The organism is Bartonella taylorii 8TBB (assembly GCF_902825155.1).
Classification (GTDB): domain Bacteria; phylum Pseudomonadota; class Alphaproteobacteria; order Rhizobiales; family Rhizobiaceae; genus Bartonella; species Bartonella taylorii_A.
Window position 1 is genome coordinate 1 of sequence record NZ_CADEAG010000080.1, and the last position, 536, is coordinate 536.

1 protein-coding gene is annotated in these 536 nt (G+C 36.0%); it reads right to left on the reverse strand.

Annotated features, from left to right (window positions below; translation table 11 throughout):
* A partial coding sequence (locus J7R13_RS08735) for a type IV secretion system protein (RefSeq protein ID WP_208438301.1) occupies window positions 1-448 on the reverse strand: 448 nt, incomplete at its 3' end.
* Between the last annotated feature and the right edge of the window lie 88 nt (window positions 449-536).

The following is a 536-nucleotide window of genomic DNA, read 5'->3' on the forward strand; positions in this document are numbered from 1 at the left end:
TGATGCCTAAGAGACTGTAAAGCAGTCCATTGGCTTCGAAGAAGACGGTTTCTTGGAAAAGACGTCCTGCATATTGAAATCCTTTGGTTGCTGTTCTGTCTAGTAAATTCATTAATTGTGTATCATTGAGTGGATCTGTTAAGAGCGCTTTTGATAACTCATGGGGCATTTGTTTTATCAAATTGGCAATTTCATTCTGATAAAGTCCTGTGGTAAGAGCTATTGAAATAATAATACTTGTCCGTAGGAAACGATTTACAAATCCGGAGAGAGGCATATCTATAGCGCCACGAATGATGAGCCATCCATAGGTAATGAAAGCGATTGTGATACCGATTGATATAAAGGGCGTAATTGTAGCCGTTGTTTTTAAGGAAATATCCGTGACATATGTTTTTGTTATCTGATCAATTTTATTGAAAAGTTGCGTGAACACTGTAAAGTCCATGGAATTCCTCTTTAACGAATTTTTAATTTTTCATGTGCTTTTTAAGCATTTTTCGTTGATTTTTTTAGGATGGAATTAAACTCTGCGG